This is a genomic window from Erysipelatoclostridium sp. MSK.7.34 (genome assembly GCF_019041935.1).
In the GTDB taxonomy this organism is placed as follows: Bacteria; Bacillota_I; Bacilli_A; order Erysipelotrichales; family Coprobacillaceae; genus Thomasclavelia; species Thomasclavelia ramosa.
In genome coordinates, this window is sequence record NZ_JAHPYJ010000026.1 from 1 (window position 1) to 25,901 (window position 25,901).

General features: G+C 31.0%; 27 protein-coding genes and 2 pseudogenes. 13 read left to right on the forward strand and 16 right to left on the reverse strand.

Translation table 11 applies throughout. The annotated features are described in order from the left end of the window. Nucleotides 1-96: 96 nt before the first annotated feature. From KTF99_RS14175 to KTF99_RS14185, 3 genes are all read right to left on the reverse strand, one after another. On the reverse strand, nt 97-426 hold the full coding sequence (locus tag KTF99_RS14175) for a hypothetical protein (protein ID WP_029482266.1): 330 nt from the start codon (nt 424-426) through the stop codon (nt 97-99). Further along, the gene (locus tag KTF99_RS14180; RefSeq protein ID WP_003539392.1) at nt 426-887 is read right to left on the reverse strand and encodes a helix-turn-helix transcriptional regulator; all 462 of its coding nucleotides are present in this window, start codon (nt 885-887) and stop codon (nt 426-428) included. Before KTF99_RS14180 ends, KTF99_RS14175 begins: the two co-directional genes overlap by 1 nt. Nucleotides 888-1,152: 265 nt before the next feature. After that, on the reverse strand, nt 1,153-1,506 hold the full coding sequence (locus KTF99_RS14185) for a hypothetical protein (RefSeq protein WP_254210187.1): 354 nt from the start codon (nt 1,504-1,506) through the stop codon (nt 1,153-1,155). A gap of 20 nt (nt 1,507-1,526) precedes the next feature. On the opposite strand from KTF99_RS14185, the pseudogene KTF99_RS17685 reads away from it, so the two are divergent. The 4 genes and pseudogenes from KTF99_RS17685 to KTF99_RS14200 all read left to right on the forward strand — a co-directional run. Continuing rightward, nucleotides 1,527-1,580 (forward strand): annotated as a pseudogene (locus tag KTF99_RS17685) (hypothetical protein); the annotation flags it as partial. A gap of 132 nt (nt 1,581-1,712) precedes the next feature. Further along, nucleotides 1,713-1,874 (forward strand): hypothetical protein, encoded by a 162-nt coding sequence (locus KTF99_RS17295; protein WP_029482262.1) that lies wholly within the window; start codon nt 1,713-1,715, stop codon nt 1,872-1,874. 137 nt (nt 1,875-2,011) lie between these two features. Further along, complete coding sequence (locus KTF99_RS14195) at nt 2,012-3,385, forward strand: PH domain-containing protein (RefSeq protein WP_022007583.1); 1,374 nt, start codon at nt 2,012-2,014, stop codon at nt 3,383-3,385. After that, nucleotides 3,382-3,774, forward strand: a complete 393-nt coding sequence (locus tag KTF99_RS14200) for a GntR family transcriptional regulator (protein WP_003539388.1) — start codon at nt 3,382-3,384, stop codon at nt 3,772-3,774. Before KTF99_RS14195 ends, KTF99_RS14200 begins: the two co-directional genes overlap by 4 nt. Before the next feature lie 43 nt (nt 3,775-3,817). On the opposite strand, the gene KTF99_RS14205 is transcribed toward KTF99_RS14200, so the two are convergent. Next, nucleotides 3,818-4,372 (reverse strand): DUF3795 domain-containing protein, encoded by a 555-nt coding sequence (locus KTF99_RS14205; protein WP_003539387.1) that lies wholly within the window; start codon nt 4,370-4,372, stop codon nt 3,818-3,820. Nucleotides 4,373-4,544: 172 nt separating this feature from the next. On the opposite strand from KTF99_RS14205, the gene KTF99_RS14210 reads away from it, so the two are divergent. From KTF99_RS14210 to KTF99_RS14220, 3 genes are read left to right on the forward strand one after another with little or no spacing between them, the layout of a single operon-like run. After that, complete coding sequence (locus KTF99_RS14210) at nt 4,545-5,540, forward strand: ROK family protein (protein ID WP_008792641.1); 996 nt, start codon at nt 4,545-4,547, stop codon at nt 5,538-5,540. Then, nucleotides 5,527-6,153, forward strand: coding sequence for an HAD family hydrolase (locus KTF99_RS14215; protein WP_008792640.1), 627 nt, complete (start codon nt 5,527-5,529; stop codon nt 6,151-6,153). Before KTF99_RS14210 ends, KTF99_RS14215 begins: the two co-directional genes overlap by 14 nt. Then, nucleotides 6,154-6,750, forward strand: a complete 597-nt coding sequence (locus KTF99_RS14220; RefSeq protein WP_003539380.1) for a sugar O-acetyltransferase — start codon at nt 6,154-6,156, stop codon at nt 6,748-6,750. A 140-nt stretch (nt 6,751-6,890) separates the two neighbouring features. On the opposite strand, the gene KTF99_RS14225 is transcribed toward KTF99_RS14220, so the two are convergent. From KTF99_RS14225 to KTF99_RS14240, 4 genes are all read right to left on the reverse strand, one after another. Then, a complete protein-coding gene (locus KTF99_RS14225) occupies nt 6,891-8,030 on the reverse strand; it encodes a hypothetical protein (RefSeq protein ID WP_008792639.1) in 1,140 nt (379 codons plus the stop codon). 43 nt (nt 8,031-8,073) lie between these two features. After that, nucleotides 8,074-9,726: a glycoside hydrolase family 13 protein gene (locus tag KTF99_RS14230; RefSeq protein ID WP_003539376.1), complete on the reverse strand. Its 1,653-nt coding sequence runs from the start codon at nt 9,724-9,726 to the stop codon at nt 8,074-8,076. A 277-nt stretch (nt 9,727-10,003) separates the two neighbouring features. Next, nucleotides 10,004-11,071, reverse strand: a complete 1,068-nt coding sequence (locus KTF99_RS14235) for a GTP pyrophosphokinase (RefSeq protein WP_254210189.1) — start codon at nt 11,069-11,071, stop codon at nt 10,004-10,006. A gap of 185 nt (nt 11,072-11,256) precedes the next feature. Further along, nucleotides 11,257-11,580, reverse strand: a complete 324-nt coding sequence (locus KTF99_RS14240) for a winged helix-turn-helix transcriptional regulator (RefSeq protein ID WP_003539364.1) — start codon at nt 11,578-11,580, stop codon at nt 11,257-11,259. A 161-nt stretch (nt 11,581-11,741) separates the two neighbouring features. On the opposite strand from KTF99_RS14240, the gene KTF99_RS14245 reads away from it, so the two are divergent. The 4 genes from KTF99_RS14245 to KTF99_RS14260 all read left to right on the forward strand — a co-directional run bounded on the left by KTF99_RS14245 (nt 11,742) and on the right by KTF99_RS14260 (nt 16,715). After that, nucleotides 11,742-12,593 (forward strand): SIR2 family NAD-dependent protein deacylase, encoded by an 852-nt coding sequence (locus tag KTF99_RS14245; RefSeq protein ID WP_003539353.1) that lies wholly within the window; start codon nt 11,742-11,744, stop codon nt 12,591-12,593. Next, a complete protein-coding gene (locus KTF99_RS14250) occupies nt 12,590-13,357 on the forward strand; it encodes a protein-ADP-ribose hydrolase (protein WP_008792635.1) in 768 nt (255 codons plus the stop codon). The genes KTF99_RS14245 and KTF99_RS14250 overlap by 4 nt, the downstream gene beginning before the upstream one ends. Nucleotides 13,358-13,582: 225 nt before the next feature. Beyond that, nucleotides 13,583-15,613, forward strand: a complete 2,031-nt coding sequence (gene ppk1, locus KTF99_RS14255; RefSeq protein WP_029482260.1) for a polyphosphate kinase 1 — start codon at nt 13,583-13,585, stop codon at nt 15,611-15,613. Nucleotides 15,614-15,647: 34 nt separating this feature from the next. Continuing rightward, nucleotides 15,648-16,715: a 6-phosphofructokinase gene (locus KTF99_RS14260; RefSeq protein ID WP_029482258.1), complete on the forward strand. Its 1,068-nt coding sequence runs from the start codon at nt 15,648-15,650 to the stop codon at nt 16,713-16,715. 39 nt (nt 16,716-16,754) lie between these two features. On the opposite strand, the gene KTF99_RS14265 is transcribed toward KTF99_RS14260, so the two are convergent. Continuing rightward, nucleotides 16,755-17,330: a histidine phosphatase family protein gene (locus KTF99_RS14265; protein ID WP_003539341.1), complete on the reverse strand. Its 576-nt coding sequence runs from the start codon at nt 17,328-17,330 to the stop codon at nt 16,755-16,757. An 882-nt stretch (nt 17,331-18,212) separates the two neighbouring features. Here KTF99_RS14265 and KTF99_RS14270 point away from each other — a divergent pair. Further along, a pseudogene (locus KTF99_RS14270) lies at nt 18,213-18,932 on the forward strand (glucosamine-6-phosphate deaminase). Nucleotides 18,933-19,042: 110 nt separating this feature from the next. On the opposite strand, the gene KTF99_RS14275 reads toward KTF99_RS14270, so the two are convergent. The 4 genes from KTF99_RS14275 to hcp form a co-directional block, all read right to left on the reverse strand. Further along, entirely contained in the window at nt 19,043-20,359 is a 1,317-nt protein-coding gene (locus KTF99_RS14275; RefSeq protein WP_029482256.1) for a sensor domain-containing diguanylate cyclase, read from the reverse strand. Nucleotides 20,360-20,483: 124 nt separating this feature from the next. Further along, entirely contained in the window at nt 20,484-20,972 is a 489-nt protein-coding gene (locus KTF99_RS14280; protein WP_003539336.1) for a hemerythrin domain-containing protein, read from the reverse strand. Nucleotide 20,973: 1 nt separating this feature from the next. Further along, nucleotides 20,974-21,546 carry a hypothetical protein gene (locus tag KTF99_RS14285; RefSeq protein ID WP_003539334.1) on the reverse strand — a complete coding sequence of 191 codons (573 nt, stop codon included), beginning with the start codon at nt 21,544-21,546 and terminating at the stop codon, nt 20,974-20,976. A 10-nt stretch (nt 21,547-21,556) separates the two neighbouring features. Continuing rightward, nucleotides 21,557-23,395 (reverse strand): hydroxylamine reductase, encoded by a 1,839-nt coding sequence (gene hcp / locus KTF99_RS14290; protein WP_003539332.1) that lies wholly within the window; start codon nt 23,393-23,395, stop codon nt 21,557-21,559. Nucleotides 23,396-23,525: 130 nt separating this feature from the next. Between hcp and KTF99_RS14295 the strand changes: the two genes are divergently transcribed. Beyond that, entirely contained in the window at nt 23,526-24,188 is a 663-nt protein-coding gene (locus KTF99_RS14295; protein ID WP_008792629.1) for a Crp/Fnr family transcriptional regulator, read from the forward strand. On the opposite strand, the gene KTF99_RS17445 is transcribed toward KTF99_RS14295, so the two are convergent. The 3 genes from KTF99_RS17445 to KTF99_RS14305 form a co-directional block, all read right to left on the reverse strand. Further along, nucleotides 24,170-24,295, reverse strand: a complete 126-nt coding sequence (locus tag KTF99_RS17445) for a hypothetical protein (RefSeq protein WP_003539328.1) — start codon at nt 24,293-24,295, stop codon at nt 24,170-24,172. The genes KTF99_RS14295 and KTF99_RS17445 overlap by 19 nt on opposite strands. Nucleotides 24,296-24,368: 73 nt before the next feature. Next, nucleotides 24,369-24,731, reverse strand: coding sequence for an MmcQ/YjbR family DNA-binding protein (locus tag KTF99_RS14300; protein ID WP_003539327.1), 363 nt, complete (start codon nt 24,729-24,731; stop codon nt 24,369-24,371). A gap of 24 nt (nt 24,732-24,755) precedes the next feature. Then, on the reverse strand, nt 24,756-25,811 hold the full coding sequence (locus KTF99_RS14305; protein ID WP_003539326.1) for a YdcF family protein: 1,056 nt from the start codon (nt 25,809-25,811) through the stop codon (nt 24,756-24,758). Nucleotides 25,812-25,901 lie beyond the last annotated feature (90 nt).

Sequence of the window (25,901 nt, forward strand, 5' to 3'; positions counted from 1 at the left end):
TTTTTTATTTCGCATACTTCGTATGCTCAACTGACTTAAGTCTATATGTTCAAATTTTCAATTTGAACAGGTAATTAAAAAGACAACCTTAGTTGTCTACTTAGTCAATTCTATTACATCTTTAATCATGTTTATCCTAATCATTCTACTAATCGTCTTTCTTCCCATACTAACAATTAAAACCCAATCATCATCTAAATCAATGATTTTACCTTCTACACTATATGGGACATCAATCAAAAACATGGTTTCTTTTACAATCAATTCGCAATCACACTGCTTTAATCCTGCTAAAATATTCTTAATCCGATCTGTTTCCTTAATTTCTTTTTCAATATTTTTAACATCATTTTTCTTTAGTTTTTCAATCTCATATATTGCACAAATACTTATAACTAAAGCAATAATTGCAATAATAGTCGTCATTATAATTCCCCCTCGACCTTAAAGCCGCTAATACATGATAGATCAATTAGTTTGGTAACAGTTTCTTTTTTTATAAACGAACCTTTTTTTGTTCGATGATACTGCACTTTAACCCAATCATCATTGACATCAACAATTAGAACCTTTCCATCACTTGTAGATATATCTAACAAATAGGCATCTCGTGTGCACTCCAGCGTACAAGTTTTTCCGATCAAATATTGTAAAAGATGTAGGTCTTTAGTTTTATTATTACTAACTATTTCAATCTCATTTTCCATTAAATCATCTAAACTTATATTATATAACTGTGCCAATTCCATGGCTTTATCAACTGCGGGTAAGGCTTGATCACATTCCCAGTTAGAAATAGTTTGTCTACTCACTGATAACTTATCTGCAACCTCTTGTTGACTATAGCCCTGTTTTTTTCTTAATCGCATTAATTTTTCGCCTAACATCTACTTTCCTCCTATAATTAATAGTATAAATAAACCATCAAAATAATGCTACCAAAGATATTAGGAATGTTGTCAAATATTTTTGACAAGCCTTTCTAGACATAATCTTAAACAGCCGTTTTACTCTTGACCGCTTGAGAAAAATCTGTATAAATCCATTTCGTCAAATCAATTTCTTTACTTTTAGCAATACACCACGTCATTACTTGGAAAAGAATAATTAGTAAATATGCAGCCTGATACTCATCTAAAGCAATATCTAATGCTAAGGTCTTATTGATTGTGCTTTCGTAATAGCAAACACGTGCTCCGTATACTGTGATTCATAGGCTTTTAATAGTTTTGCTTTAGATAATCTTGGACTTGGCGTTTCGATAAAGAAAATTCGATGTTCTGGATTGACTTCCAAATATGGTCCATGCATATAAGCCTCTAACTTATAACCTTGACTTGCAACCCTAATTGTTTCAGAAAATTTTGTTTCCATCTCTTTAGCTGTTCCTACTGTTGCGCCATAATCAATAACACTGAAACGAACTGCATCTTTAAAATCATCATTATACTGACTTACAAAAGTTTCATTTTTCTTAATGATTTTATTAATCTTAGTTGTTACCATATTTATCTTTTCAAGAAAAAGTGATTGCCCGTTTGGGTGAGGTCTCAAGTATCTTCAATATCAGTGAACCAATTATGTTTGGACTTCCTGTCGTTTTCAACCCTATTTATACTGTTCCTTTCTGTATTGTTTCTATTTGTTTCAACTTTAATAGCATATTTTGCAACTGCAGTTGGCTTAGTAGGACATACTTATATTGTTATCCCATGGGTAACTCCCCCTTACTTTCTGGTTATCTATCTACTGGTGATATACGGGGTACGCCCTCACAGATCGTTATAACCATAATTGGACTCTTAGTTTATGCACCACTTGTATCAGCTTCTAATAAAGCTGCTAAAAAACAAGGTTTAGAAACAGCTGAATAATTATCAACCTGGCAGAATCGAATCGATTCTGCTTTTTGTTGCGAATCATTTTCAGCAAAATATGTTATAATATTTTATTATTTTATTTTGTATTATTTGTATTATGTTATATAATACAAATATAAGAGGTGAGTAATATGTGGATTTTAATTTTATGTTTAGTTTTTATTAATGTAGTAATGTACTTTTCTTCTAAACGAGAGAGCCGTTATAATGAAGGACGCTTATTTTTAGTTACAATCCCTGATTGGGCTTATGAATCTGTTGAAATTAAAGAAATTGAGAAACAGTTTAAAAAAGAACATTTATGGGTATTTATTATCTCATTTATAACATTTATTCCTTTATTTATTTTTTCAACTAAATGGCTATTACTTTATTTTATGATTGTGATATGGTTTAACGTTTCCGTCTATTATGTTCCGTATAGAAAAGCACGTGCTAAATTATTAGCTTTAAAAAAATTGCGCAATTGGCCAGATGAAAAAATAGAAAAAATTAAAATTGATTTATCATTATCAGCCTATATGGAAAAACACCCTTTTAATTTAAGACGTTACTTCTTCGTTTTAATAATTGATCTATCTGTATTAGGGAATATGATTTATTTCCACGCTGAAAATGCCATGTATCTTTACATGGTATTACAATTTATGGTCTTAGTACTTGGAATTGTCTTTATTAAAAAATTACCAAATAAAACATTCTGTAAAAACAGTGAAGTAAATATAACATTGAATTTACTACGTCGTGATTCTTTTCATCATTGTTTTTTCTTTTTAATCACTGGTGATAGTATTTTTAACTTAGCTTTACAATTTTTCTTACTTGAAAAGCTACCTTTTGTAATACTCCTTTTAGTTGCCTTAATAATGATTCTTTGTGTAATTATCATTGTCATTAAAGCTAACCATTATCGAGAGAAAAAGGCAAAGATTCTCGCTCATTACAACGAATGTGAATATACTATCAGTAATGATGATTGCTGGAAAATCGGTTGGTTTGGTCCAACGTATTATAATAAAGCTGATCCACGTACACTTATTTCAGCGCCAAATGGAACACAGATGACATTTAATACTGCAAAACCGGCTTATCGAATTTTTATTATTGGTATTTGGACATTTGTTATTGCTTTATTGCTATGGTTATTTGGATATCCGTATTATTTAGATATAACTAATAATCTTGTCAATCTTTCTTTAACCGATCAAGCAGTAGTTGTTGATAGTCCTTTCTACGATGTTTCAATTGATCTTCAAAAAGTTAATAAAGCAGAATTAGCCGATGATTTAGGTAAAGGAATTAGAACTAATGGAACCGATACTTTTGTTTATGGTAAGGGAAATTATACTTTTGACCGTTATGGTAAGTGTAAAGTATACATGGCAAGTTTGCATCCTTGCTATATAATTTTGTATACTGATGATATAACCTATATCGTTAATGATGATGATATTCAAAATACTAAACTCATCTATCAAGAAATTCAGGAGGTGCTTAGCCAATGATTATTAATCTAGACTATACAAGTGAAATTCCAATTTATTTGCAACTACGTAATGAAATTGTTAAAGGTATTGCTAACGGTCAATTTAAATACGGCGAGTCATTACCAACCGTTAGGACTTTAGCTCAAGATCTTCAAGTAAATAATATGACCGTTAATAAAGCTTATGGGCTGCTAAAACAAGAAGGCTATATTTGTATTGATCGCCGTCATGGTGCTAAAGTTCAACCAACGATTGATAATTCTCATGAACATCAAGAAAAATTACTTGATGAGCTAGAGTTACTAGCTAGTGAAGCAATTGTTAAAGGCATGAATAAGGATGAATTTATTAATACTTGTAAAGCTTTATTACAAACAATTCAATATGATGCTTCAATTGTACAATAAAAATACCCGTAAATTAGTTACTCTTGCTAATCTTACGGGTAAATTATTTTTTACTCTTCTTATTTAATTTCAAGATTAAGCTATGTTGTTTGGCTAAATCTTGAAATAAATCAAATACATATTTAGCTTGCTCTTTTTTTGTTAGAGCTGACAGCTTTGAATTAGTTTCTATCTGTTTAATTAGACTTTTAAGTTCTTCTAACTCTAAAAGATTTACAGCAAGACAATAAAAACTCTTTTTTCGTCCATCATTATATTTTTCTAAAAATATTTTTAAAATATCTATCTTTTCAAGCTGCTCTTGATTATATGTGTCTATACCACCATCTTTAGCTTTCATTAAATCTTGATGATAATGTTGATGTGTAATAAATGAATCATATTTAGCAAATTTCATGTATTTATCACAAGGATATGATGAACATTCATAACAATATGTGAGATTATCATGTTCCAAACTACAACGAGCAATCCTACAACTTTGATTTCCTGCTCCACCACCACATCCTGGACAGTAACCATCAATATGCATCGGACACAAACCACAGTTCAAACCGCACAAAGATAATAATTGATTATTTCGTTTAAATCCTTTCATTTTTTTCTCCCCATATTATTAATAGTTTAACTTATTATCTTTAATTCTAGCATAAATTTCCATAAAATATAAACCAGCAGATAAAATCTTTCCATTTTTAAAAATATATTTATTTTTTATTATTAGCTTGTAAATAACTTTTATTAAAGTATAATAAAAGTAGGAGGCACACATGACCAAAAAAATTCTTAAAGATGTAAAAAAACATCACTTACATCTATTATTACAATCATTATTTAGTAGAGACAGTGCCACAATGAGCGAATTGAGCAATGATACTCAATTATCACAGCCTAGTGTAAGAAATATGATTCGCCTTTTGCAACAACACGATATTGTTAAAGAAACAGGTAACGATCATTCAACCGGTGGACGTTGCCCAACCCGCTTTGCATTAGTTGAAAAGCATTTTAATATAATCTGTCTTTATATTCAAAACCCTAAAATAACTTATCAAATTCATTCTTACAAAAAAATACTAACAACCGATATTCTGGAATTTGAGGATGAACAACAATTAATTACCCTAATTAAAGTGCTTCTCACCAAATTCAATTGTCAATGTATCGTTATTGCAGTTGAAGGAATCGTTAGAGATAATGAATATTTAACCGACCACAATAACCACTTTGAAACCCACACTTGGATCACAGAGTTAGAAAAGAGTATCAATATTCCTATTCTAGTTGAAAACGATGTCAAAGCGATGCAATTAGGTACTTGTTATCATCATCATAAAAATAGTTCAATTTATTTGCACCTAAACAAAAAGGGAATTGGTAGTTCATATATGTATAATGGACAATTAGTTCATGGCAAATATGGAATTGCTGGTGAAATAGGACTTATTCCTTATCACGATATTTCCTTAAATCAAGCAGTTAGGACATGTAACAAGCCAAAAGACTTTCAAAACATTATTGCTTATCTATTAATAATTGTTTTAACGTCTTTAGACCCTGAGCATGTTGACCTTTCTCTTGAACTTGATTGGGACTTGGATTGGCATTTAATTAATGAAACTATTTATACTTATCTACACTCACAATTTATTTATGATATTAAAGTTTATAAACAATATTTAGATAACTTATTCCATGGGTTAAATTATTTAGGAATTGAAAAAATATTAAAACAATTAGTGGAGGAAAGTAATGAAAAAATATAAAGCAATTATTTATGACCTTGACGGAACAGTATTAAATACAATAAATATGAATATGTATCCCTTGATTAAGATTATTAAAGAAGAAACTGGTGAAGATTGGACATTTGAACAAGTCTTAAAATTTTTACCCTATCCAGGTATGAAAGTAATGGAAGAGTTACAAGTAGCTGATAAAGAAAAGGCTTACGCTAGATGGGTTAAATATGTCAATGAATATGAAGAAGGCGCTTCTTTATACCCAGGGTTTGAAGAAATTTTTGAAGCATTTGACGGAAGCATCATTCAAGCAGTTGCTTCAGCAAAAACAACAGCACAGTATCAAATTGATTTTGTTGCAAAAGGTTTAGATAAATATATGAAAACTGCTGTTTTAGCTAACGATACAGTCAAGCATAAACCCGATCCCGAACCGTTATTAGAATGTTTAAAGCGATTATCTTTGCAACCTGAAGATGTTATTTATATCGGTGATGCTCATTCTGATTATCTCGCATCTAAAAACGCTGGTATCGACTTTGGTTATGCAAAATGGGGAAGTGTTTCCGCTAAAGGTATTGATAAACCAGATCACGTGTTTGAGCAGCCACTTGATCTATTAAAGTTATTATCTTAAATGACTGAAAAAGAAAAAATGTTAGCTGGGGAATTATATGATTGTGGCGATGCCGAATTACTTGCTCTATGGCATCGAGCCAAAGATCTAGCCCGAGATTATAATCTAACCAATTCTAGCGATACTAAAAGAAAAAGTGAGCTTCTTAATGAATTATTAGGTAAAGTTGGAAACCAATTATGGATTACCCCACCTTTTCATGTTGATTATGGCTGTAATATATATTTTGGGAATAACTGCGAAGTTAATATGAATTGTACATTTCTCGATGATAATAAAATTATTATTGGTGATAATGTTTTAATTGCTCCAAATGTACAAATATATACCGCTTATCATCCTACTCATTATCTTGATCGTTTTACTATCAGTGAAAATGAAACATTCAATTTTTGTAAAACACAAACAGCCCCAGTTATTATTGGTAAAAATGTTTGGATTGGCGGGGGAACAATTATTCTACCGGGAGTTACAATTGGTGATAATACCGTAATTGGAGCAGGTAGTGTTGTTACAAAAGATATCCCTGCTGATACAATTGCTTATGGCAATCCTTGTAAAGTTCATAAAGCCAATGAACGCAGCAAAAGTATTTAATAAAAAAGAACTAGATTTAACAAATCGTTTGATGTGACCTCAGAAAGTTAGATCAAAAATGATATGTGCCCTGAATTTTAGATACATATCAAATTCTAACGGTTAGGAGGTCGGTACAGTTAAATCCAGCTCTTTTTATTTTATTCAATCTTCAAATCAACTAATTCACTGGCATAATCCGTTTTGTAGTCCCCGTTATATTGCTCACTAAACACTTTTATCTGATAGTTATCATGATCATATTTTTTTGGCAACTCAATTAAAGCAACACCCATTTTAGTAACACTAATATCAGCTAACTGACCATAAGATACAATCTCATTTTGTGTTTTATCAATTATAACTGCACTGAGTAAATCCCCATCGCCTTGGGCATTATAATTAAAACTTATTTTATTATTTTCTTTAACCTGATCGCTCACAACTAAGGTTTGTGAAGCATCTTTTAATGTTAAACGATAATCACTAAGTAATTCTTGATGTTCCACGTCCTGCATTGCTTTGCTCCCGACTACTCCACTGACTTTACCACCTTGGGCTGCAGCAAAAAATAAAACTGCATGAGGATCAAGATTAGCAGTAGCTCTTGCACTAAGATGCTCGACAGTAATATCTAATTGTGCAAAAACTCCACATTTAGAGATATATCCCGCTAATTTAGGATCATCTTTAGCAGCTGCTGACAACCAGTAATAATTCCCCTCCTGACGATAATGACGATCTTCAAGTCCACAACTATTTGAATTCATTATTTTTGCTGTTGGGGCAAAAAATTTATCACCAAATAACTGTGATTCTATAAATGAATAACTAGTAACAGTAACAACGTCACCACCTGGTTGAGTAGTATTAAATATTACTTCCGCTTCTTTTGGTGATAAAGTTTGAGATGCTAACGCAATCTCTGCTTGTCGTAAAGTACTAGTTTCATAGCGATTACTTTCCTGATCAAATGGTGTTGAGGTTTGAAGCTTTGTTGAAATTAATAAAATGGATTTAATAGCTTTTCCATCTTCATCAAAAAAGCTAGTTTCTTCCGGATTTAAAATATTCCATTGAAATTGACCATCAGCCCCTAAATATAAAGTTTCAAACTTCCCGGATGTTCCCCTAGCTATTTTTTCAACAGCCTTATCTGCCATCATCATACTTTGTTTATCTTGTATATTCAAAGTATCGGGATTTTTATAATTATTAGCCGGAGCATTATTTTTTAAAAATAATCCTATTAAAGTTACTATAATTACAGTGCAACCAATCTTAAAATATTTTTTAGGCATTTTCTTACCTCCTGATCATTCAAGATCATCCCTAATACTAACTTTAAACAACTAGTACAACCGCTTCATAAGCCCGTAATTTCCCTCTTATCAAATCATTATAATTTCCTAGTAACACCTTTGCTTCAGCTTCAAATAAAGTTTTATCATAGGTAACCTCTTTAGCTGTAAAATTAGATAAGACAAATAATTTTTTTCCGTCATACTCCCGTTTATAAACATAGACTTCATTACTATCCTCATAATATTCTTGATAATCACCAAACTGAACAACTTCATTTTCCTTTAAAATTGAGATCATTTTTTTATAGTAATTAAAAATTGAGTTTTCATCAGTTATTTGTGCTTGTGCATTAAGCCATTTATAATTTTGATTAACTTTGATCCATGGTTCAGCATCAGAGAATCCTGCATTTTCTAGATCATTCCATTGCATTGGAGTACGTGCATGATCACGACTTGATTTATTAATAAATCGAAGCATCTCTTCAGGGGTAAACATTTTTTCCACTTCAACATACTGATGATAAGAATTTATACTTTCAATATCTCTAAGCTCACCAATATTCTTAAACTCAACATTAGTCATTCCAAGTTCTTCACCTTGATAAATATAAGGAGTCCCTTGTAAAAAATATTGGGCAGTAGCAAGCATTTTTGCTGATTTTTCCCAAGTTTCTTTAGAACTTGTATCTCCAAAACGACTAACTACTCGTGGTTGATCATGATTATTCCAAAATAACGAATTCCATGCTCGTCCATGCATATCAATTTGCCATTTTCTTAAAATTGCTTTTACATCCGTTAATTTAAATCTTTCATCACTCCATTTTTGTTTTTCACCACCATCAACATCCATTAATTCAAATTGGAAAACCATACTCATTTCTTTTCCATCATTACTTGCATATTGAATAGCTTCTTTTGTTGTCACTGCTGGAGCTTCTCCAACAGTCATCACATCATATTTTGAAAAAACGTTATCTGTTAACTCACGAATATATTCATGGACACGAGGTCCATTAGCACTGACACTATGCCCCTTTATTGGACTATCTTGATAAATATTATCTTGATCTTTAGAAATCAAATTAATGACATCCATTCTAAATCCATCAATTCCTTTATCAAGCCACCAGGCAATCATTTTTTGAATTTCATTTCTAACATCAGTATTATCCCAATTTAAATCCGGTTGTTTTTTAGAAAATAAATGTAAATAATACTGTTTCGTTGTCTCATCATACTGCCAAGCTGAACCTAGAAAACAACTTGTCCAATTATTTGGTACACTGCCGTCTTCTTTACCATCTTTCCAAATATAATAATCACGATATGGATTATCTTTACTTTTCTTACTTTCGATAAACCATCTATGTTCATCAGAGGTATGATTAACAACAAGATCCATAACTATCTTAATATTTCGCTTATGAGCTTGCGTTAAAAGATTCTCAAAATCAGTCATATTTCCAAAACATTGCATTATCTCATAGTAGTCTGAGATATCATATCCATTATCATCATTTGGCGATTCATAAATTGGCGTGATCCACAACACATCAACTCCCAATGTTGCTAAATAATCTAACTGCTCAGTAATCCCATTAATATCACCGATCCCATCATGATTGGTATCTTTAAAACTCCGCACATATATTTCATACACAACACTCTTTTGCCACCAGTTTTTCATTTTATTATTCCTCCTCAAATCCTAAACTATAGCCCAATATAAACGAAACAATTAATAATACTAACATCATAATTATACCATAAATATTATTATAAACATCTTTTTCCTCAGAAAAAGCAAGCGTTATCATTATAATATCTTGTAAGTTCTAAATAACTTATAAAAAGCCCCTAGCAAACTCGTAAGACTGATCACAATTACATTTATATCCATTATTATAAATACTTTAAACATTATAAAAAAACTAGAGCTAACTCTAGTTTAAATAGCTGTTAATTTAATCAGCAGCTTCTAATTTATAATCTTTCAATATTCTTTTTAATTCTATTAATCGATTTTTAAAATTAACACTAGAAATAAACTGTTCTGTGAACTTCTCAAACTCCACTTCACCTTTCTCTACTACTAAAATAAAATAGCATAAACATAACAATGGCATATCACCAGAAATTATATTTGTTTTAGTCCTTGTTGCATCACGATAAAGAACATCAATGTGTTCCATTATCAGCTGTTGATATTGCTTTAATTTTTGATCTACCTCATGAAGTTTACTTATATTCAAATACTCAAACATCCTAATGATATTCTCAAAATTACCCTGACTAACCTTCTTAGCTTTCATTTCTTTAATTAAAAATTCTGTCAATTCATTATATTCAGGACTTTTGACTTTAAATACAGCTAATGATTCTTTATCAATATCAGCACTTAAATAAGAAAGCAGCAAATGATTTTGATATGCAAAGATCTCATTTTTAATTCTTAAAAATTCCTCATCTGCCAATTCTAACAATCCAGCTAACCGTGAAAAACTCCTTTTAATATCATAGGGAATCTCTTCTTGAGATTTATAACCTAAATCATGTTCAATCTCAGCCCATGTGTATTGCAGAATTGAGCTAATTTGAATTTCTAATTTTAAATTATGATACTTAAGATATTCCTGTGCTTTAACATACTTAGGATCAATTTGAACCACATAATGCAACGAACGATACCCAAAACGTTTTGGATCCAGACTCTTTCTTTTATCAATAGAATTATCACGATCAATAATAAACTCATTTTCAATTAATTTCGATATTTGATCAACAGTATCCGTATAATATGTAATTACCCTAATACCTGATAAATCTGTTATTTCATCTAATTTTTGATACTTGTTTTTTAACTCTATCTTTTTAGATAAACTCTCAATACTCTTTGTTCTACTAGTGATTGAATGAAACGATATTTGTTCACGATTCAACAAATTACATATATATGTTTCCATCAAATTTGTAAATTGTTCATATGTTGTAAGATTATTGCTATATTCTCTTACTAAATCTTCATTATCCATAATTTTCCCCTCTAACTCTCTAGTCATAAGTTATTATCATGCACTATTATACTTGTTAAGAAACTAGAAATTTGACACTTTATATCTTTATGAGTCGTATTTTTATCAATTTCTATTTTTTACTGAACCCCCTTTAAGATCATTCAGCCATCCAAAAAATATTAACACTGAGACTCTATCCATTATTATATTGATTGATGATTTTTCTTAAAATCTTCACCCCAGCTATACATAGCATCCAAGATTGGTTTTAAACTATAACCTAACTCAGTTAGCGAATATTCGACTTTAGGAGGAACTTCGGGATAAACTTTACGACTAATCAATCCACTCTCCTCCATTGCCCGAAGGTTTGAAGTTAATACTTTTTGAGAAATCGTTCCGATTGATTTTTTTAACTCACCAAATCTTTTTTTCCCTGGTAGCAGATCCCTAATAATCAAAACCTTCCATTTATCACTTATTAATAATAATGTAGTTTCAACTGGACATTTTGGAAATTCTTTCATATGTGTACTCCTTATAGTTTCTTATAGTAACTAAGTATATTTTATAAACTATACTTATGAAAGTCAAGTTAGTTACATAAAAGAAACCAAGCCACTTTTATGTGCGTACTTCACAAATAGCAACCATTGAAGGATAATAACGATGAGAAGGGAGTGTTATAATGTTTCAAAGAGAATCACTTGATATTTTAAAATTGAGTCAAGCAATCAAAAAATGTGATGCAATCTTAATTGGAGCTGGAGCTGGACTTTCTAGCGCCGCCGGTCTGTCATACTCAGGGAACCGTTTTAAAAAATATTTTAATGATTTCATTACAAAATATCATTTACAAGATATGTATTCGGCAGGCTTTTACCCCTATCCTAGTTTAGAGAAATACTGGGCTTATTGGAGTCGTCATATTTATTATAACCGCTATTTGGAAGCCCCTAAAGATACTTATAAAAAATTATTAAACCTACTCATTAATAAAGATTATTTCGTCATTACAACAAATGTTGATCATCAGTTTCAAATAGCTGGTTTTATTAAAGAAAAATTATTTTATACTCAAGGAGATTACGGACTTTGGCAATGTTCAAAACCATGCCATCAAAAAACTTATGATAATTACGAGACAGTTGTTACAATGATCAAACAACAGCATGATTTGAAAATTCCCAGTTCACTAATTCCGTACTGTCCAATATGTAATGCTCCAATGACAATGAATCTTCGCTGTGATAAAACATTTGTTCAAGATTCCGGCTGGTATCATGCCCAAGAACGTTATTATCACTTTTTAAATAAATATCATTATTCCAAAATCGTTTATTTAGAATTAGGAGTTGGCTATAATACCCCTGGAATTATCAAATATCCATTTTGGCAATTAACTATAGAGAATCCTAAAGCTATTTATGCCTGCATCAATCAAGATATTATTGATTTACCTTCGGAATTAAAAAAACAGACTATCATGATCAACGATAACATTCATAATGTCTTATCGTCTTTGGAGAAATTGCTATGAATCAAATAACCCGATTACAATTTTTAATTAACTATTTAATTCAAGAAAATAAACTTGAAATTGAACTTCCTACAGAACAAGCACAACTATTTTCCCTTTATCGCTCATTAGTAAATATTCGTGAAGCAAAAACAGCTACTGACAAATTCATTATGATTCAAAACAAAATGTTAAAAAATGAAATTAAACGAAAAGGAATCATTGACTCAAGCAATTTCAAAAAATCAATGAATATCTGGCGTGGTGATATCACCCAACTAAAAGTTGATGCCATTGTAAATGCTGCCAATAATCAAATGGAAGGATGCTTTATCCCTGGACATAATTGTATCGACAATGCTATCCATACCTTTGCAGGAGTTCAATTAAGAAATGAATGTCACCAAATCATGTCTAAACAGCGTTATCTTGAGCCCACCGGAAAAGCAAAAATAACTAATGCTTATAATCTTCCTTGTCGTTATATCGTCCATACAGTTGGTCCTATCGTTCATAATGTACTAACAGATGAAAAGCGCTTTTTATTAGCTGAATGTTATCGTAATTGTTTAAAAAAAGCTGAGGCTTATGGATTAAAAAGTATTGCTTTTTGTTGTATCTCTACAGGAGTATTTAACTTTCCTAAAAAAGAAGCAGCTCAAATTGCAATCAATACAGTATCCACATTTCTTAAAGGAAGTCAGATTGAAAAAGTTATTTTTAACGTTTTCAAAGAGGACGATGAAATGATCTATCAGCAATTACTAAATAATAAATCTAAATAGAATCGTAATATTTTTAGGTGTTTTGACAACACCTTTTTCTTTTGAATGATTTAAATCATTTTACATATTTATGGTTTTGATGAATACTAAAATCAAAAGTGCTATACTAATATTAAAGAAACGTTAAATTTGCGTAAGAGTTTTGTAAGTAATCCGACTTTACTTGATAATTTTTTTAATAAATATTATGTTATTTTTAGAAACAAAATAGGAGGCGCCATTTCAATGAATAAATGTAAAGAAAATCGTGAATTATCTTGGCTTAAATTTAATGATCGAGTATTAATGCAGGCTAAAGATAATAAAGTCCCTTTAGGTGAAAAGTTAAGTTTTATTTCTATTTTTCAATCAAATCTTGATGAATTTTTTATGGTTAGAATTGGATCATTATATGATCAAATGCTATTCTATCCTAGTTCTAAAGACAATAAAACTGGAATGACTGGTGAAGAACAGCTAAAGGCATGTTTACGAAGAATTACTTATTTAAATAAAAAGAAAGATCGTATTTATCAAAGTATTATGGATGAATTAAAAACTCATGGATGGGGAATCGTAAAATACCGTGATTTAAAGAACAAAGAAGATCGTAAATATTTTGAAAGTTATTTTGAACGAGAAATTCTTCCATTAATCTCTCCCCAGGTTATTTCAAAACGTCAACCATTCCCTTTTTTAAATAACCGTGAAGTTTATGTTGTTGTTCAGTTAGAATCAAAGAAGGGAAAAAGAAAGATGGGAATCGTTTCTTGTGCAAATGCTATGGATGAACGAATGATTGCGATTCCTAGTATGCAAGGGAAGTTTATTTTGATTGAAGATATCATCCTGCATTTTATTTCTAATATCTTCTCTAAATATACAATAAAAAATAAAGGTTTCATCAGAGTTACAAGAAGTGCTGATATTGATGAAGATGATCACTCTTTAGAAGGTCATGAAGACTATCGAGAAATGATGGAAACATTAATTAAACAACGTAGAAAATTATGTCCTATTCGTTTGGAAGTATCACCAGGCTTAGAAGAGTTAGAAATCTTGATGTTAATGAACTTCTTGAACCTCAAAAAACATCAGGTTTTCGAGTGTAATGCTCCATTAGATTTGAAATTCACTAGTGAGTTACGTGATCATTTACGCTACATTCACCCAGAAATGTTCTATAAAAAATTAGAAGCTAAAAACAGTCCTTTAGTTGAAAATACTGTTCCAATGATCAAACAAATTTTAAAAAAAGATATTTTATTATCATATCCATATGAGTCGATGTCACCATTTCTCCGTTTATTAGATGAGGCTAGTCGAGATACAAATGTTGCCAGTATTAAAATGACTTTATATCGTGTTGCAAAGAAATCTAAGATTATTAAATCATTGATTGAAGCTGCTGAAAACGGTAAAGAAGTTGTTGTTTTAGTTGAATTACGAGCACGTTTTGATGAAGAAAATAACATTGACTGGTCAAAACGACTTGAAGAATCTGGATGCCGTGTTATCTATGGTTTAGATGGACTTAAAGTTCACTCAAAATTATGTTTAATAACTTATAAAAATAATCAGGGTGTTCATTATATTAGCCAGGTGGGAACAGGAAACTATAATGAAAATACATCAAAGCTTTATACTGATTTATCACTAATGACATCTAACTACGAAATTGGGGAAGAAATCAACAGCATTTTTAATCATCTATGTCTTGGCGAAACAGAAAATGAAGTTAATCTTTTAATGGTTGCTCCTAACTGTATGATTACAAAAATATTTGAACATATTGATAATCAAATTGCTTTAGCCAAAGCGGGTAAAGAAGCTTATATTGGATTTAAATGCAATTCCGTCACTAGTAAAGAAATGATCGATAAGCTAATCGAAGCAAGCCAGGCAGGGGTTAAAATTGATATGATTGTTCGTGGTATATGTTGTATTTTACCTGGTGTTGAGGGATTAACTGATAATATTAGAATAATTTCTATTGTTGGTAGGTACTTGGAACATTCACGTATTTACATCTTTGGTAAAGGCAGTGCTCAAAAAGTATACATTTCTTCTGCTGATTTAATGACAAGAAATTTATCACGTCGTGTTGAAGTCGCTGCCCCAATTTTAGATGAAAAATTAAGAAAACGAATTATTACAATGTTTAATGCAATGTTGAAAGATAATGTTAAAGCATGCCGCTTATTAGAAGATGGTACTTACAAACGAGTAAAAAATAAAGAGCCAGAATTGAATAGTCAGGAATATTTTTTCAAATAATTGGCAATATAAATAATAATAAAGGAGTGATTATATGCGGGTAGGTATTTTAACAAGTGGTGGTGATTGCCAAGCACTAAATGTAACAATGCGTGGTCTAGCAAAAACTTTATATCGAAATGTAAACGATATAGAAATTATTGGCTTTCTTCAAGGCTATAAAGGGTTAATGTATGAAGATTATAAAATTATGAAGCCCAAGGATTTTTCTGGAATAATTAATATTGGTGGGACAATTTTAGGAACATCACGTTGTCCTTTTAAAAAAATGCGAGTAATTGAAGATGACTTTGACAAAGTAGCTGCAATGAAAAACACATATGCAAAATTAAAATTAGATTGTCTTGTTGTGCTAGGCGGAAATGGTTCTATAAAATCAGCTAACATGCTCTCTCAAGAAGGATTGAATGTTATAGCGCTACCTAAAACAATCGATAATGATACATGGGGAACTGATTATACTTTTGGCTATCAGTCTGCAATTGATATTGCAACCGCATACCTTGATCAAATTCATACTACCGCTGCCAGCCACAACCGTGTTTTTGTAATTGAAGTAATGGGACATAAAGTTGGCCATATTTGTTTGTCAGCAGGAATTGCTTCAGGCGCTGATGTAATTTTGTTACCAGAAATTCCTTACGATATTAAAGAAGTAGCTAAGGCTATTAAAACTAGAGAAAAAAATGGGAAAAAATTCAGTATTATCGCTTGTGCGGAAGGCGCTTTATCCAAAGAAGAAGCAACACTATCAAAAAAAGAGTATAAAGCTAAAGTTAAAGCCCGCAATGGTCAATCAGTTGTTTACGAGATTGCAGCAGAATTAGAAAAATATATTGATAGCGAAATTCGTGTGTCATGTATTGGTCATGCCCAGCGCGGAGGACAGCCATGTCCATACGATCGAATGATCTCAACTCAATTTGGGGTAGCTGGAGCCCGTTTAGTTATGGGCGGAGATTATGGCAAATTAGTTATCTTAAAAAATAATGGAGTTACTGCTATTCCCTTAGTTGAAAGTGCTGGTAAACTAAAATATGTTGATGCTGTAGGAGCAAAAGTTAAAGACGCTAAGTTACTAGGTATCTCATTTGGTGATTAAAAAGTCTAAATATAGATTAATTTCTATATCTAGACTTTTTTACTTTAATTCACTAGTTACATCAATGACTTCAACTAATGAAAACTGCTCATCATTAAATTGATACTTTAAAACAACACAATTGGGCATATCATTAGGTAGCGATACTTGCTGATTTTGTTCCCATCTTTTCGCAAAACAATAGCAAGAAAGACCGTGTGAGACTATTAACACTGTTTCTTGATCAGTATTTTTCATAAGTTCTAAAACAGTTGTTGAAACACGTTCACTTACTTCATTTTCACTTTCACCACCAAATTTCTTAAAGAAATTGCCAAATGGAAAAGGGGGATCAAGATCATCGCTTTCTCCTTCATAAATACCAAAATTCCATTCTTTTAAACCTTTAAGCCGCTGATATGGGAGGCTAGTTACAATTTCTAGAGTATCACAAGCTCTTTCTGAAGATGATGCATAAGCACCATCAAAAACAATCTCATTATTCTCCAAATACTCTTTTACACATCTTGCTTGTCTTTTTCCCAGTTCTGTCAAAGGTGAATCACACCACCCCTGCATTAACCTTTTTTGATTAAATAACGTTTGTCCATGACGCATCATATATAATGTTTTCATATTTTGACTTCTGGTATATTGTAATTAACTTATTTAACCGTCAATTGTATACACCTCTTCCTTTCATTAGATTTCATTTAGAATCGAATTGTGAATAGGTACTTTTGTTTTTGCCTTCTGTAGCCCGACTACCTGGAAAAGGTTAATACCACATCTTTGTATCTTAATTGTAATCAGTTAGATAAGTTTTTGAACTTGTATTTCGCACTAGGTCTTTGATACTCTGTTTGTGGTTTGATCACATTTCATTACCTTATATAAAGAAAGGATGTGTTTTCCATATTTTACACTGATATCGATGTTGACAAATTTAGATGAGACTAGCGATATCCATAACTTCAGCTCTACTGTCAAAGTCATAGAATTTGTAGGTATAGACCCCGGTACTTATCAGTCAATTTCTCGAACAGCACAGTCAAAACGTGGTTCGCGCTATTAAGAAAAAGCTATATCAATACATTCTGCCAGTCTGCAAGTACAATCTCACTTTCAATAAATATTATAAACTAAAACGACTGTAAGGTAAATTCCACAGATGTGCCCAGGACCACTCAGTACGAAAACTTACAAGAGTAATCTATAAATTATTGTCTGAAAACATATAGTTTGATAAAAACTGCTCATTTAAAAATGCTGAACTTAATATTTTTAAAAAGCTGCATGCAGTAGTAGTTTTCAGCGTAACCAAAATTCACTTTTCAAAGAACTAAAAAATATTTTAGCTAATTATCAAAAATTACTTGATTTATATATAGTTAACTTTTCTTGATCATTTACAACCGATAAACTTGTGTATCTAAAAAAATACAGTATACTTAAATTATATATTACATTTTTTTATTTACATCATTTTAATCAAAAATTGAAAAGGAGCTTACTAAAATGAAACTAATAATTGAAGAAAATGAACAAAAAATGAGTGAAAGTGCAATGTTTATTCTATTAGGTGCCATGATGCAAGATAAACGTGTCAATATTTCACTTACTTCCGGTCGTTCTCCTAAAACGATGTATGACATGATGATTCCTTATGTAAAAAATCAGGCTAAATTTAAAGATATTGAGTATTATCTTTTTGATGAAAACCCATATATTGATGAACCTTATGGACCAAACTGGAAGGATATGCAAGAATTATTTTTTAAAGCCGCTAATATTCCTGATGAGCGTATTCACATTATGACTTCAAATGACTGACAAGACTATGATAATAAAATTAGAAATGCTGGAGGAATTGATGTAATGGTGATTGGTCTTGGATATGATGGACATTTTTGTGGTAATTGTCCTCGTTGTACACCTTTTGACAGTTATACTTACTGTATTGATTTCAAGAAAAAGCAGGCCGTTAATCCAGATTATGGAGACCGTCCTCGACAACCTCATACTTTGACAATGGGTCCTAAAAGTCTAATGCGAGTCAAACATCTAGTCATGATCGTTAATGGTAAAGAAAAAGCAGAAATTTTTAAACGCTTCTTAGATGAGCCTGTTAATCAAGATGTGCCGGCAACAATTTTAAAGCTTCACCCTAACTTTACTGTTATTTGCGATCAAGCAGCTGCTAGTTTGATTGATCCACAACAATATTCTAATTTATAACAAAAAACACAGTGATCTATTTTTGATATTCTCTCTATCAAGTAGATAGGGCAAATGACCAAAAACTACTTATGAGGAATCATATCATTTAACAATCACTGTGTTTTATATTATATATTCTTATGTTTTTTGATTTCATACATCCGACTATCAGCACATTTAATAACCTCTTCTAAACTTTTACCATCATTAGGATAAACAGCATATCCCATGCTAACTTCCGGATAATATTCAAAGCCATCTAAATTTATCTTTTCTGTTATTTGCTCAGCAATTATTTGGAGGGTCTTCTTGGTGGAAGAATTATTTTTAATAATGATGACAAATTCGTCACCACCTACTCGAAAAGCATAATCCTCTCGTGATAAGTACCTCATGATCCGTAAAGCTATTTCTTTTAATAACACATCTCCTGCTAAATGACCATATGTGTCATTTACAACTTTAAATTTATCTACATCTAAATAAACAAAAATAAACGAAGTTTGACGAGCAATTAAGTCGTTTAAAACAAAATTCATTTTCCGACCATTATAAAGCGTTGTTAGATAATCACGATTAGAAATATCGATCATTCTTCGGCGCTGTTCGTTAATTTTTAGTAATGTATAAACTAATAACGGTATCAACAATGACAAACAGATAGCTAATATAATAACTGGCATCAAATCACTACTTCGAACCCATCCGTTAATTGGTGAAACACTCAAAGTCCAAGTATTTCCTGGAACTTCAAAACTTAAATTTATTGTGTCATCTAATAGTTCATGATCGGATTTCAAAATAATCTGTTTTTTATTATTATCTGGATCAATACGCCATAACTGATATTCATATCCCATATTTTTAAATGAATCTAGATGTACTGAATCAAAAATTTCTGGTACATTTAAAACAACAATTGCAAATCCCCAAAAATTATTTTCTCCATTTTCTTCTAAATAAATTGGTTGTCGAACAACAATTCCCTTTCCTGATTGATAGAGTTCGAATGGTCCAGCCAAGGTAGTTTCCCCAGTATCACGAGCTTTTTTAGCTTCCGTTGCACGTTCTGGATCTTCGAAGATATTTCCAAAAGCTCCTTCATTACCTTCAAGAGGATAAACATATTGAACATCTCCCTGCGGAGCTAATTGAATACTTCTAAATGTATTATCATCATTATATAGTTGATGTGCAACTCGATCAAAATCATTAATATTACCATTACTATCTACAATTAGCAGCTTCAACGTTTCAGCAGTTTGAATATACGAAGACAGGACCCGATCTAGCTGACTAACTTGAGCCTCTGTAAAATAATGAATTTTCTCTTTGGCTGCTGCTACCTTATCATTAATGACACCGTACAAGATAAAAAATGATAGAATGCTCATTATCATAAATATTAAAATTGCAGCAATAAATGGCTTATGTTTCTTTATCATCACTCTACCCCCTATCATAACTATAGAACATAATTATATCACTATTTGCAACACTCCTCAATTTAAGTAATTTTAATAAAAAAACAACTATTACAAAAATAGCTGCTTTTCACTTATATTATACTTAATAATTTTGATTTTCTTTGATCATTTCAGCAAAGATTTCTTCTGATAAATGTTTTTTAGCAAACGGATAAACTACTGTATCCTCTTTTTCAATATGCCTTCTTAGTAACATACAATAAGCATGTCCATTTGAAATTATTGTTAGTTTATCAATTAACAAATGATTGCGATGATAACGTTGAAGTGCTTCATCCCACTGTTTAACATACAATCTTGCAAGATCATGTTCAACAATCATACCATGTCGAACCAAATTTTCAGCAACTTTACCTAAATACTCTATCATATATCTAAATAAAATCTTTTCTTCACGCTGATGATGTTCTTTATCAGCAAACTCTCTAATAAATAAAATATCTCTTTTCATTTGTTCATAATCAAAAATATTTGCTTCCATAAATTCTATTAAACGTTGCTCTAATTCATTAACAAATGCTAATATTTTTTGATGATCAGCTTCTAAATCTTTAATTATATTGTTTGTCATTTTATTCCTCCATCTTTAACATATAAGTATTATAATTAAGTCTTGAAAATACTATATGGCTATCTGAAAGTACCCCATCAAGCCAAGCTTTGCGATATTTTTGAAATATTTCAAAATCTAAATATTGATGAACCATTTCATTATATTCATAAATAATTTGATTTTCCTCTTGGCTCATTATTTTAATACCTTTATCACAAGGCATTCCATCGATAAGATAATTATTAATTACTTTGAATAATTCTATGCAGTTATGATAGTTCTCATTGATTGAAATTTCTTTGCCAGCCTCGAACAACACTTCCCTAACTTCCTCAAAATCACTTTTTTCTATATGTTCAACAATAAATGCAAATCGTTTTTCTACTATCATCAATTCCATAGAAAGCCATTGATGAATTGCTTGATGATCAATAATTTCCTCTAGACTTCCATCTTGAATTGTGCCACATTCCTGAGCAACAATCTCATTAAGCTGGGGACAAATTCTTTTAAGAATCTTTTGATTTAATTGTTCTTGATATTGAATTTTTCTATATAACCAATAATGTACTGGCCCTAAAAACGCACTCATTAAATTCCTCCTACTGATTTAATTGTTTTAAAATTTCTTCAACATCTAAACCATGGACTAGACAAGCATCAGCTAAAGTTTCAGATTGCGATGCCGGACAACCAAGACACCCCATTCCACTATCGCTTAAAATTTGTGCTGCTTGTGGATCCATACCAATAATACTTCCAACTAGCATATCGCGATGAAACTTATCTTCTTTTTTTGTCTGAGGAAAAAATAAATTTAAATCTTCTTGAACACTTTGAATACCAGAAATTTGAAAATTATCTACAAGAAAATCAACAATATTAGGTGATAAAAAGGCTGGTAAAGTTGGTCCTAAATGAATATTTTTAACTCCTAATGATAACAATGCCAATAAAACAATTACAGCCTTTTGTTCATACCAGGCAATATTATAAATAACTGGTAACTCATTAATATCTTCTAATGCAAATACCTCTTTAAGTTTTAAAGCAATCATCGCTAGTGAATAAGAATCATTACATTGACCAGCATCTAATACTCGAGGAATACCATTGATTGTTCCTAAATCTAGTTTATTATAACGATATTTAGCACAACCAGCTGTTAAGATAACACTATCTGTCGGTAAGCTTTGAGCAAAATCAGTATAATATTGACGGGTTGGATGACGCCCATCACATCCCGCCATTACAACAAACTTTTTAATATCCCCATTTTTAACAGCTGTTACGATTTGGTCAGCCAACGCAAGTACTTGATGATGAGCAAAACCACCAACAATCTTACCAGTTTCAATTTGAGTAGGAGCTAAGCATTTTTTAGCATGCTCAATGATTTGTGAAAAATCCTTGTAGCCGTGTTCATCTTTATCAATATGAACACATCCCTCAAAACCAACTGCTCCAGTTGTATAAACCCGTTCTTGATAACTAGCAAGTGGCGGTACTAAACAATTTGTTGTTAATAAGACCGGTCCATTAAAAGCCTTAAACTCTTCTCTTTGTTTCCACCAGGCATTACCATAGTTTCCAACAAAATTTGGATATTTTTTAAAAAATGGATAATAATGAGCAGGTAACATCTCACTATGAGTATAAACATCTATTCCCGTATCTTTAGTCTGTTCTAATAGCATTTCTAAATCTTTAAGATCATGACCAGAAACTAAAATTCCCGGGTTATTTCGAACTCCAATATTAACTTCTGTTATTTCTGGATTTCCATAAGTGCTAGTATTAGCTTGATCTAATAATTCCATTACCTGAACACCATATTTTCCAGTTTCCATCGTTAATGCTACATAATCATTTAAAGACATCGTTGAAGTTTCAATCTTAACCAAAGTAGTTTCAATAAAACGATCAATCTCATCTTTTCGAAACCCTAATGCATGAGCATGTTTATTATATGCTGCCATTCCTTTTAAACCATAAGTAATCAGCTGTTTTAAACTTCTAATATCTTCATCTGCTGTTTCTAAAACTCCAACCATCTGCATTCTTTTCTCAATTGCTTCTATCTCCATCTCCATCCAAAGAGCTCTGTTTGAAAGTACAGCTTGATCATCTAACTGTAAAAGCAGCTCTTTTTTTAAAGTAAGTGTTTTTCTAACAGCTTCAATAATCATTTGATCATCAAAGTTGGCATTAGTAATTGTAATAAATAGATTTTCACTCACTTGATCATCATATACATTATTGATTTCTTTACCTTTACAACGTACCTCATTAATTACCTCAGCTAAGCCTTTCGTAACATCAATTAATAAATCTTGCAGCCCTGCTGTTTCTGGGGTCTTTCCACAAACACCAACTTGACTACATCCCTGATTTCCTACTGTCTCTTGACACTGATAACAAAACATTTTATTTTCCATCATAATTTCTCCTTTATAATCTCTATATTTTTAATAATCACATTAATCGAGAGTATTAATCTTGACTCCACAGCCATACTATAATAAAGTATTTATAACATTTATGTTGTTTTTACAACAAAAGGAGCAAATTATGAAAAAATTACAAATTTTAAAACAATGTTCATTATTTAAAGGAATTGATCCTGCTGAAATTGAAAAACTATTAAACTGCTTGAAAAGCCATGAAAAAACATATCAAAAAAACGAAACAATTATCAGACAAGGTGATATTATTCATGAAATTGGATTAGTTCTTGACGGTCAAGCACATATTTATCATATTGATTTTTGGGGTAATAAAACAATTATTAGCGAAATTAAAGCCAGTGAATTCTTTTTAGAATCTTATGCCTGTGCCTTACAACAAGAAATTGATTTAAATGTCGTAGCTACAGAAATAACAACAATTCTTTTCTTAGATATCTCCCATCTTATTAGATCATGCCAACACTCATGTTCTTTTCATCATAAAATAATTCAAAATCTCCTTTCAATCGTCTCAAACAAAAATGTCCTTTTAACTCAAAAAATTCATCACTTAACTAGACGAACAACTCAAGAAAAAATTCTTTCTTATTTAAATTCGCAAGCACTAAAAAATAATTCTTTAACTTTTGAAATTCCTTTTAATCGTCAACAACTAGCTGACTACTTAGCAGTAGAGAGAAGTGCTTTATCTAGTGAATTAAGTAAACTACAGAAAAATGGTATTATTGCTTATAAAAAGAATACATTTCAACTAAAAAAATCATGAAAATATATAAATTCATGATTTTTATCATCTTCCCTCTTTAATCTTGTAATATTTCCAGATTTAATAATATCAATATTTTTAGCAATCTTCTTTTCTAGAATAGTCATTTTAATCCTCCTTTAAATTTCCAAACTATTCCCGTCATTCCAATGCATCGTTTCATCAAAATTCCCCTTTTGATTATAAAGATAATATCTCTAACTGTCTTTTTTTACTAAAGCTCGACAATACCAACTCATAAGCTTCATCTAACATATCCTTTAGTAATTGATCGCTAATCGAACCATTTACTTTTATTGAATTCCAATGTTTTTTATTCATATAGTAACCAGGAATTATATCTTCATGCTGTTCTTGAAGATCCATTCCGTTTTCTGGTCTTAATTTTAAAGTTATATAATATGGATTATCTTGTTCATCTAGACAAACTGCCACACACATCTTACCGTCAATAACATATCTAATCCAATTCCATTCTGTTTGAAGATTTTTAGAAATTCCCGCCTTCGCTAATAAATAACTGTCTATCCATTCATATTTCACCTTTTAATCTCCTTTGACCCCTGTTTAACCAATTAATGCACTAAACAAAATGTACATTAAAGTTCCAAACATAAAAATACTCCCTAAAACAACCAAATAAAGCTTTTTATTCATTGCTAGATAGGCAATATATTCTCTTAATACAGCATTGGCTAAATAATAGAAAGCAGTCTTACCACCTAATCCGCTCATTATCAGACCAACTTGGCGGGCATAAATACCTGCCCTCATTAAATGATAACTACTGCTGGCATAAGCGCATTTATAGTTTTCACCATGGCTTTTTTCTTCCATGACCGCTTTAGAAAACTGCATGTTTTCAAGAGTGTTTTTAGACTTTTCTTCCGTTATAATTAATTCTTCACTATAACCCTGTTCAATCGCATACTCTTTCATTGCTAGAGCTTCGGCTCTCGTTTCATCACTTCCTTGTCCTCCGGACATCAACAAATAAGGTGCAAATCCTTTTTTCTTTTCTTGCTTTTTAGCAAACTTTAAAGCCGCTTGTATACGCTTTGCTAATAAAGGAGAAACATTTCCATTAATTAGTCCACTTCCTAAAACAATGATATAATTTAAATTCTTTCTAGGATGAAAAAGATTTGTTAATATCAAAGTTTCTATAAATAAGAAAATATGAAAAGTAAGAAATAAGATCATTACGATCAGGCCACTCCACAATGCCATAATTGGTAATGGTGGATTAATCCTACCTAAAAATGATGATAGTGTAATCAGTAAAATTATCCCTACTGCTACCAACAAAGTCAAAATATGCGAAAGACTGAACCTCTCTTTTCGAAGAATGATAACACTATTTATTAATAAGAATGCAATTAAGATATAGACTCCAAATAATAAAACAAACAAGGCAAATAAAAAAATTACACCAACTAATAAATATACTAATCTATTTGAATAATTAATTCCTAACATTACTAAAAAACTAGCAAAGGTACTTAAAAACATGAAAAATAAAAAGCCAGCTAGTAAGTTTATATTTTGCTTTCTTTTTATCCTCCAAAATGCGCCTAACCATAAAAGTGTTAGAATAACCAAGATCAATATATAGGGCATCATTTTACCACCGGCTTTCTTTCAACTCTATTATAGACTAATAACGCCGATATACCAAATAATACACTTTTTCAAAACTAAATACACCGTGAT

Coding starts and splice junctions, on each gene's coding strand:
- KTF99_RS14240 (WP_003539364.1), bottom strand. CDS start 11,580: ATGAAAGAATTTCCAAAATGTCCAGTTGAAACTACATTATTATTAATA.
- KTF99_RS14275 (WP_029482256.1), bottom strand. CDS start 20,359: ATGATAAAGAAACATAAGCCATTTATTGCTGCAATTTTAATATTTATG.
- KTF99_RS14295 (WP_008792629.1), top strand. CDS start 23,526: ATGAAAAAATTACAAATTTTAAAACAATGTTCATTATTTAAAGGAATT.
- KTF99_RS14195 (WP_022007583.1), top strand. CDS start 2,012: ATGTGGATTTTAATTTTATGTTTAGTTTTTATTAATGTAGTAATGTAC.
- KTF99_RS14280 (WP_003539336.1), bottom strand. CDS start 20,972: ATGACAAACAATATAATTAAAGATTTAGAAGCTGATCATCAAAAAATA.
- KTF99_RS14225 (WP_008792639.1), bottom strand. CDS start 8,030: ATGCCTAAAAAATATTTTAAGATTGGTTGCACTGTAATTATAGTAACT.
- KTF99_RS14210 (WP_008792641.1), top strand. CDS start 4,545: ATGACCAAAAAAATTCTTAAAGATGTAAAAAAACATCACTTACATCTA.
- KTF99_RS14175 (WP_029482266.1), bottom strand. CDS start 426: ATGACGACTATTATTGCAATTATTGCTTTAGTTATAAGTATTTGTGCA.
- KTF99_RS14245 (WP_003539353.1), top strand. CDS start 11,742: ATGTTTCAAAGAGAATCACTTGATATTTTAAAATTGAGTCAAGCAATC.
- KTF99_RS17295 (WP_029482262.1), top strand. CDS start 1,713: ATGGGTAACTCCCCCTTACTTTCTGGTTATCTATCTACTGGTGATATA.
- KTF99_RS14285 (WP_003539334.1), bottom strand. CDS start 21,546: ATGAGTGCGTTTTTAGGGCCAGTACATTATTGGTTATATAGAAAAATT.
- KTF99_RS14185 (WP_254210187.1), bottom strand. CDS start 1,506: ATGGTAACAACTAAGATTAATAAAATCATTAAGAAAAATGAAACTTTT.
- KTF99_RS14265 (WP_003539341.1), bottom strand. CDS start 17,330: ATGAAAACATTATATATGATGCGTCATGGACAAACGTTATTTAATCAA.
- KTF99_RS14215 (WP_008792640.1), top strand. CDS start 5,527: ATGAAAAAATATAAAGCAATTATTTATGACCTTGACGGAACAGTATTA.
- KTF99_RS14200 (WP_003539388.1), top strand. CDS start 3,382: ATGATTATTAATCTAGACTATACAAGTGAAATTCCAATTTATTTGCAA.
- KTF99_RS14235 (WP_254210189.1), bottom strand. CDS start 11,071: ATGGATAATGAAGATTTAGTAAGAGAATATAGCAATAATCTTACAACA.
- KTF99_RS14220 (WP_003539380.1), top strand. CDS start 6,154: ATGACTGAAAAAGAAAAAATGTTAGCTGGGGAATTATATGATTGTGGC.
- ppk1 (WP_029482260.1), top strand. CDS start 13,583: ATGAATAAATGTAAAGAAAATCGTGAATTATCTTGGCTTAAATTTAAT.
- KTF99_RS14250 (WP_008792635.1), top strand. CDS start 12,590: ATGAATCAAATAACCCGATTACAATTTTTAATTAACTATTTAATTCAA.
- hcp (WP_003539332.1), bottom strand. CDS start 23,395: ATGATGGAAAATAAAATGTTTTGTTATCAGTGTCAAGAGACAGTAGGA.
- KTF99_RS14205 (WP_003539387.1), bottom strand. CDS start 4,372: ATGAAAGGATTTAAACGAAATAATCAATTATTATCTTTGTGCGGTTTG.
- KTF99_RS17445 (WP_003539328.1), bottom strand. CDS start 24,295: ATGACTATTCTAGAAAAGAAGATTGCTAAAAATATTGATATTATTAAA.
- KTF99_RS14180 (WP_003539392.1), bottom strand. CDS start 887: ATGTTAGGCGAAAAATTAATGCGATTAAGAAAAAAACAGGGCTATAGT.
- KTF99_RS14260 (WP_029482258.1), top strand. CDS start 15,648: ATGCGGGTAGGTATTTTAACAAGTGGTGGTGATTGCCAAGCACTAAAT.
- KTF99_RS14305 (WP_003539326.1), bottom strand. CDS start 25,811: ATGATGCCCTATATATTGATCTTGGTTATTCTAACACTTTTATGGTTA.
- KTF99_RS14230 (WP_003539376.1), bottom strand. CDS start 9,726: ATGAAAAACTGGTGGCAAAAGAGTGTTGTGTATGAAATATATGTGCGG.